The organism is Accumulibacter sp., from assembly GCF_032229525.1.
Taxonomy (GTDB): domain Bacteria; phylum Pseudomonadota; class Gammaproteobacteria; order Burkholderiales; family Rhodocyclaceae; genus Accumulibacter.
The window spans coordinates 20,563-27,321 of record NZ_JAVTWB010000208.1; the positions used below are offsets into that span (position 1 = coordinate 20,563).

The following is a 6,759-nucleotide window of genomic DNA, read 5'->3' on the forward strand; positions in this document are numbered from 1 at the left end:
CGCATGCAGCCCGACCGCACCGCCGAACTGACCACCTGCCTCGAACGGAACATTCTCGTTCTCGACGGTGCGATGGGCACGATGATCCAGCGCCATGGCCTGCAGGAGGCCGATTACCGCGGCAGCCGCTTCGCCGCGCACCCGCATGACCTGAAAGGCAACAATGACCTCCTGCTGCTGACCCGCCCAGAGCTGATCCGGGCGATCCATGCCGAGTATCTGGCTGCCGGCGCCGACATCGTTGAAACCAACACGTTTAACTCGACCCGCGTTTCGCAGGCCGATTACCACCTCGAAGCGATCGTCCATGAGCTGAACTTCGCCGGCGCGCAGCTGGCGCGGTCGGTGTGCGACGAGTTCACCGCCCGCGACCCGAGCCGGCCACGTTTCGTCGCTGGCGTTCTCGGCCCGACCTCGCGCACGGCGTCGATCTCCCCCGACGTGAACGACCCTGGCTACCGCAACACCAGTTTCGACGAACTGGTCGCCACCTACGTCGAAGCGGTCCGCGGGCTCTGCGAAGGCGGCGCCGACATCGTCCTGATCGAAACCGTATTCGACACGCTGAACGCCAAAGCCGCCGTGTTTGCCGTCGAACAGTATTTCGAACAGGCAGGTCGCCGCTGGCCGGTGATGATTTCCGGAACCATCACCGACGCTTCCGGCCGAACGCTTTCCGGGCAGACCGCCGAGGCTTTCTGGAACTCGCTCAACCACATCCGGCCACTGAGCTTCGGCCTCAACTGCGCCCTCGGCGCGGCCGAGTTGCGGCAGTACGTCGAAGAGTTGTCGCAGCTTTGCGACTGCTTCATCTCGGCGCACCCCAATGCCGGACTACCTAACGCTTTCGGCGGCTACGACGAAACGCCGGCGCAACTGGCGGCCGAGGTTGCCGACTGGGGGCGTCAGGGTTTCGTGAATATCGTCGGCGGCTGCTGCGGCACCTCACCCGAGCACATCGCCGCGATCGCCCGCGGCGTCGCCGGCGTCAGGCCACGCGCCATCCCCAGGCTCGAACGCAAGCTGCGCCTGGCGGGTCTCGAACCCTTCAACGTCGGCAAGGACTCGCTGTTCGTCAATGTTGGCGAGCGGACCAACGTCACCGGCTCGAAAGCCTTCGCGCGGATGATTCTCGAAGGCCGCTTCGACGACGCACTGGCGGTCGCCCGCCAGCAGGTGGAAAACGGCGCGCAGGTGATCGACATCAACATGGACGAGGCGATGCTCGACTCGCAGGCGGCGATGGATCGCTTCCTGAAGCTGATCGCCAGCGAGCCGGACATCTCGCGCGTGCCGATCATGATCGACTCGTCGAAATGGGAGGTCATCGAGGCCGGCCTCAAGTGCATCCAGGGCAAGGGCATCGTCAACTCGATCTCGATGAAGGAGGGCGAGGCCACGTTCCTGCGCCAGGCGCGGCTGGCGCGGCGCTATGGCGCGGCGGTGGTGGTGATGGCCTTCGACGAAAACGGGCAGGCCGACACCTACGCGCGCAAGACCGAAATCTGCGCGCGCGCCTACCAGCTACTCACCGAGCAGGCGGCTTTCCCGCCCGAGGACATCATCTTCGACCCGAACATCTTCGCCATCGCCACCGGCATCGAAGAGCACAACAACTACGCCGTCGACTTCATCGAAGCGTGCCAGTGGATTCGCGCCAATCTGCCCGCGGCGCAGATTTCCGGTGGCGTCTCCAACGTCTCGTTCTCCTTCCGTGGCAACGACGCGGTGCGCGAAGCGATCCACACGGTCTTCCTCTATCACGCGGTCAAGGCCGGACTGTCGATGGGCATCGTCAATGCCGGCATGCTCGGCGTCTATGACGATCTCGACGCCGTCCTGCGCGAAAAGGTCGAGGACGTGGTGCTCAACCGCCACCCGGAAGCCGGCGAAGCGCTGGTCGAATTTGCGCTGACGGTCAAGGAAGGCAAGGCCAAAGACAGCGGTCCCGATCTCAGCTGGCGCGAGCTGCCGGTCGAGCAGCGCCTGACGCACGCCTTGGTCAAAGGCATCAACAACTTCGTCGTCGCCGACACCGAAGAATGCCGCGCGGCGCTGGAGGCTGCCGGCGAGCCGCCGCTGGCGGTCATCGAAGGCCCGCTGATGAACGGCATGAACGTCGTCGGCGACCTCTTCGGCGCCGGTAAGATGTTCCTGCCGCAGGTGGTCAAGTCGGCGCGGGTGATGAAACAGGCTGTCGCGCACCTGATTCCGTATGTCGAAGCCGAAAAGCTGCGTACCGGGGTGAGCAGCAAGGGCAAGATCGTTGTCGCCACGGTCAAGGGCGACGTGCACGACATCGGCAAAAACATCGTCGGCGTCGTCCTCGGCTGCAACGGCTACGACGTCGTCGACCTCGGCGTCATGGTTTCCTGCGACAACATCCTGCGCGCGGCCAGAGAACATGGCGCGCAGGCGGTCGGGCTGTCGGGCCTGATCACCCCGTCGCTCGAAGAGATGAGCCACGTCGCCTCCGAGATGCAGCGCCTCGGATTCGCAGACGGCACCGACGGCGGCCCGCCGGTCCCGCTGCTGATCGGTGGCGCGACGACCAGCCGCGTGCATACGGCGATCAAAATCGCACCGAATTACAAGGGGCCGGTGGTCTACGTCCCCGACGCCTCGCGCGCGGTCGGGGTAGTCACCCGACTGTTGTCGATCGACAACGCCGCCAGTTTCAGAAGCGAAGTGGCGGCCGACTACGAAAAGCTGCGCGTGCAGCACGCCAACAAGAAGGGCATACCGCTGGTGACCCTGGCCGCCGCACGCGCCAACCGCTTCAGCGGTGACGACGCCGCCTACCGACCCGTGGCACCGAACAAACCCGGCCTGCACGTGCTGCGCGACGTCGACCTGGCGACGCTGGCCGAATACATCGACTGGGGACCGTTCTTTCAGACCTGGGATCTCGCCGGCAGCTTTCCGAAGATCCTCGACGATCCGCTGGTTGGCGACACCGCGCGCGAAGTCTTCGCTGACGCGCAGAAGATGCTGCAAACGGTCATCGACGAGAAATGGCTGAGCGCCAATGCGGTCTTCGGCCTCTTTCCCGCCAATGCGGTTGGCGATGACATCGAAATTTACGCCGATGAATCGCGCAGCGAGAAGTCGATGAGCTGGCACAACCTGCGCCAGCAACAGGAACGCCCCTCAGGCAAACCGCATTACTGTCTGAGCGACTTCGTCGCCGAGCGCGGCACGCCGGACTGGGTGGGCGCCTTTGCCGTCGGCGCCGGCTTCGGCATCGAAGCCAAGCTCGCCGAATTCACCGCCGCGCACGACGACTACCACGCAATCATCCTGAAAGCGCTCGCCGACCGTCTCGCTGAAGCCTGCGCCGAGTGGTTGCATGCGCAGGTGCGCCGCGATTATTGGGGCTACGCCAGCGATGAAACGCTGGACCGCGAGGCGCTGATCCGTGAGGACTATCGTGGCACCCGGCCGGCGCCGGGTTACCCGGCGTGCCCCGACCATACCGCCAAGCGCGCGCTGTTCGCGCTGCTCGACGCAACGGCCAATAGCGGCATGGAGCTGACCGAAAATTTTGCCATGACGCCAGCGGCAGCGGTGGCGGGCTTCTATCTGGCACACCCGCAGACGCGCTACTTCGCGGTCAGCAAGATCGCCCGTGACCAGCTCGAAGACTGGGCGGCGCGAGCCGGTTTCAGCGTCGCCGAAGCCGAACGCTGGCTGGCACCCTTGCTCTAGGCGACGGTGGAGAAGAAGGGCAAGCGGTGAGCGAGCCACGGCTTCCCGATTTTGTCCAGCGGAGCGTCGATCTCAGCGGGCGAACGACGCTGGCCCTGCCCGGCCGCGCCGCCTTCCATGCCGAAATCCACTCGGCCGATCAACTGGCGAAGCTCGCCGGCGACAGCACTCTGCGCCGCTTCGTGCTCGGTGCCGGCAGCAACCTGGTGCTCACCGGCGACTTCGACGGACTGGTGCTGCAGATGGCCATTCGCGGCCGCGAGCTGATCGGCGAGGATGACGACGCCTGGTACATACGCGCCGGGGCCGGCGAGAACTGGCATCAGCTGGTGCTGTGGACGCTGGCGCAGGGCTGGCCGGGCCTCGAGAATCTGGCTCTCATCCCGGGCACCGTCGGCGCCGCGCCGATCCAGAACATCGGTGCCTACGGCCTGGAAGTGGCCGATCGCTTCCAGTCGCTCGAAGCCTTCGACCTGCCCACGGGCAGGCTGCTTCGGCTCGATCGCGCCGCCTGCCGTTTTGCCTATCGTGACAGCGTTTTCAAGCAGCAGGGCTGGCATCTTGACGGGCAACGGGTGATCACCCATGTCACCTTCCGTCTGCCGCGATGCTGGCAGCCGCTGACCCGCTATGCCGATCTCGCCGCCGAACTCGACCGGCAGCAGCTCAGCCACCCGACGCCCCGCCAGATCGCCGACGCGGTGATCGCCATCCGCAGCCGCAAACTACCCGACCCGGCCACGCTCGCCAACGCCGGCAGTTTCTTCCACAACCCGGTGCTGAGCGCGACAGTCGCCGAGCGCCTGGCCATCGCCTTCCCTGATCTGCCGCGCTATCCACAGGACGATGGCCGGGTCAAACTCGCCGCCGGCTGGTTGATCGAACAAAGCGGCTGGAAAGGTCGGGACCTCGGCCGCGTCGGGATGTACGAGGAGCAGGCGCTGGTGCTGGTCAATCGCGGCGGCGCGCGCGGCGCCGAGGTCATCGCCCTGGCAAGAGCCGTTCAGGCCGATGTCCGCCAACGCTTCGGCATCGAGTTGGCGACCGAGCCCGTCTTCCTGTGAGCGCGGAGACAACGCTCCAACAGCTGACGCGCCGATGACTCGTCGCTGGAGTGGATGCGGTAACCGTTGTCGGTAACACCCCCACCACCACAATTGCTTATGTCATCTTCTCCGTTTGATCTTCAGGTGATGCGAGGAGCGAACTTGCTTGCTCTGGGGAGCATCGTCAAAACACCTCGTCGGGCCGCAGAAAGCGCCATTGACCCAGCGGTAGATCGCCGAGCCGGACGGCACCGATGCGGACTCGTTTGAGACCGGTCACCCGTAAGCCGACCAGATCGCACATGCGCCGGATCTGTCGCTTTCTGCCTTCGCGAAGCACGAAACGGAGCTGATCTTCGTTCAGCCACTCGACCTTGGCATGTTTCAACCGCCGTTCATCGAGACTGAGGCCGTGATTGAGCAGCGCCAAGCCCTTGGCATCAAGATGGCCTTCAACGCGAACCAGATATTCCTTGTCCACCTTCGAGTCTTCGCCGATCAACTGGCGCGCCACACGGCCATCCTGGGTCAGCACCAGCAGGCCGGTCGAATCAATATCGAGACGGCCGGCGGGTGCCAGTCCCTTCAGGCACGACGGATGAAAGGCTGGCGTTTCAGCGGTGGCAACCTGATTCTCGGGCTGGATCAGCGTCACTGCCGGCGTGAAGCCGGGCTCGGGCTGTCCGGAGACGTAACCCATCGGCTTGTGCAGGAGGATCGTCAAGCGACTGCTCTGATGCGCTTTGGCTTCCTTGTCGAGGACGATCACCGCCGCGGGATCGGCACGGGTCCCGAGTTCACTCACTCGCCGTCCGTCGACAAACACCCAGCCGCGCGCGATGTATTCATCCGCACTGCGCCGCGAACACAGACCTCGTTCGGCCATCAGCTTGGAAATTCGCACACCGCTTGGCGGCGTGCCAGGCGTTGCAGCGCCGGTAGCGGCCGACGCGGCTGGGCGAGCGCCGGCCGTCCTTGCCGGCGACGTGCGAGACTCTGCGGCCGCAGCCGAGGCCTTGGCCTTGTATGGCGCTGGCGCTGCGCTATCGGCGGCTGCCGCCGACGCTTTGCTGGGGCTGCCGCCAGGAGGTGGTGAGCGGCCACTGCGGGCGGCCGCGGCGGCGGCCCGTGCCCCGGCCGGCAGTCTCAGCGTCTTGGGTGGCCGGTCGGCCATCGATCAGGCGATATCGAGCAGCTCGATATCGAAGGTGATCTTGGCGTGTGGCGGGATCAGATTACCCGCGCCGCGCGCGCCGTAAGCCAGATCGGCCGGAATGATCAGCCGGCGAACACCACCGACGCACATCCCGGGGACACCTTCTTCCCAGCCGGCGATCACGTGCCGCCCGTCGAGGGGAAAGCGGAAGGGTTCGTTACGATCCACGCTCGAATCGAATTTCGTACCGTCCGCCAGCCAGCCCGTGTAATGCACGATGACGTGCTGACCAGAAATTGCCATGGGGCCACTGCCGGCGATGATGTCTTCAACCTGGAGGCCGCTAGGGGTGGTGACAAGGGGCATGGTAGATCCTCATGAACACAAAAGAAGCGAAGTTTAGCCCAGCATGCCGACAAAAGGGCCATTTGCATGCGCCACGCGGGCGCCCTAACAGAAAGCAAGGCGACGATGCGATGAGCATTTCCTCTTCCGAGGCCTGACAAGACTCGTGCCTAGCACAAATTGCGGCCGCCGTACAGGTCGATTCTTGTTAAACTTCAAGCAATAAAAGACAGGGGGAATGCGCCATGGCAAGACAAACTTCCGCTGCACCGGTCGTTGCCGACCTCGACGCACTCGATGAGTTCATGGAGGTGCTCCGCGATTATGCGCCGACCATCGAGCATGATGTCATTCGCCTGCGGCGCGAGCCCGGTGAGCCGGAATTGATCAGGAGCCTGTTCCGCACCCTGCACAACATCAAGGGCGATGCGGGCCTGTGCAAAGTCGACCTGGCGGTAGGCATGGTTCACCCGCTCGAGACCGTTCTCGACCGTGTGCGCAGCA

The 6,759-nt window shown here is 64.7% G+C and carries 5 protein-coding genes; 3 read left to right on the plus strand and 2 right to left on the minus strand.

Features of this window, described 5'->3' with window-relative positions; translation table 11 throughout:
• Window positions 1-3: 3 nt before the first annotated feature.
• A complete protein-coding gene (gene metH / locus RUW20_RS16800; protein WP_313953375.1) occupies window positions 4-3,708 on the plus strand; it encodes a methionine synthase in 3,705 nt (1,234 codons plus the stop codon).
• A gap of 26 nt (window positions 3,709-3,734) precedes the next feature.
• Window positions 3,735-4,772, plus strand: coding sequence for a UDP-N-acetylmuramate dehydrogenase (gene murB / locus RUW20_RS16805; protein ID WP_313953376.1), 1,038 nt, complete (start codon window positions 3,735-3,737; stop codon window positions 4,770-4,772).
• Window positions 4,773-4,938: 166 nt separating this feature from the next.
• Here murB and RUW20_RS16810 read toward each other — a convergent pair whose 3' ends face one another.
• The gene (locus RUW20_RS16810) at window positions 4,939-5,658 is read right to left on the minus strand and encodes a pseudouridine synthase (RefSeq protein WP_313953377.1); all 720 of its coding nucleotides are present in this window, start codon (window positions 5,656-5,658) and stop codon (window positions 4,939-4,941) included.
• Between the two features lie 273 nt (window positions 5,659-5,931).
• Window positions 5,932-6,276 (minus strand): FKBP-type peptidyl-prolyl cis-trans isomerase, encoded by a 345-nt coding sequence (locus RUW20_RS16815; RefSeq protein ID WP_313953378.1) that lies wholly within the window; start codon window positions 6,274-6,276, stop codon window positions 5,932-5,934.
• Between the two features lie 224 nt (window positions 6,277-6,500).
• On the opposite strand from RUW20_RS16815, the gene RUW20_RS16820 reads away from it, so the two are divergent.
• On the plus strand, window positions 6,501-6,759 hold a 259-nt coding region (locus tag RUW20_RS16820), incomplete at its 3' end, for an Hpt domain-containing protein (protein WP_313953379.1).

Coding starts and splice junctions, on each gene's coding strand:
- RUW20_RS16815 (WP_313953378.1), bottom strand. CDS start 6,276: ATGCCCCTTGTCACCACCCCTAGCGGCCTCCAGGTTGAAGACATCATC.
- metH (WP_313953375.1), top strand. CDS start 4: ATGCAGCCCGACCGCACCGCCGAACTGACCACCTGCCTCGAACGGAAC.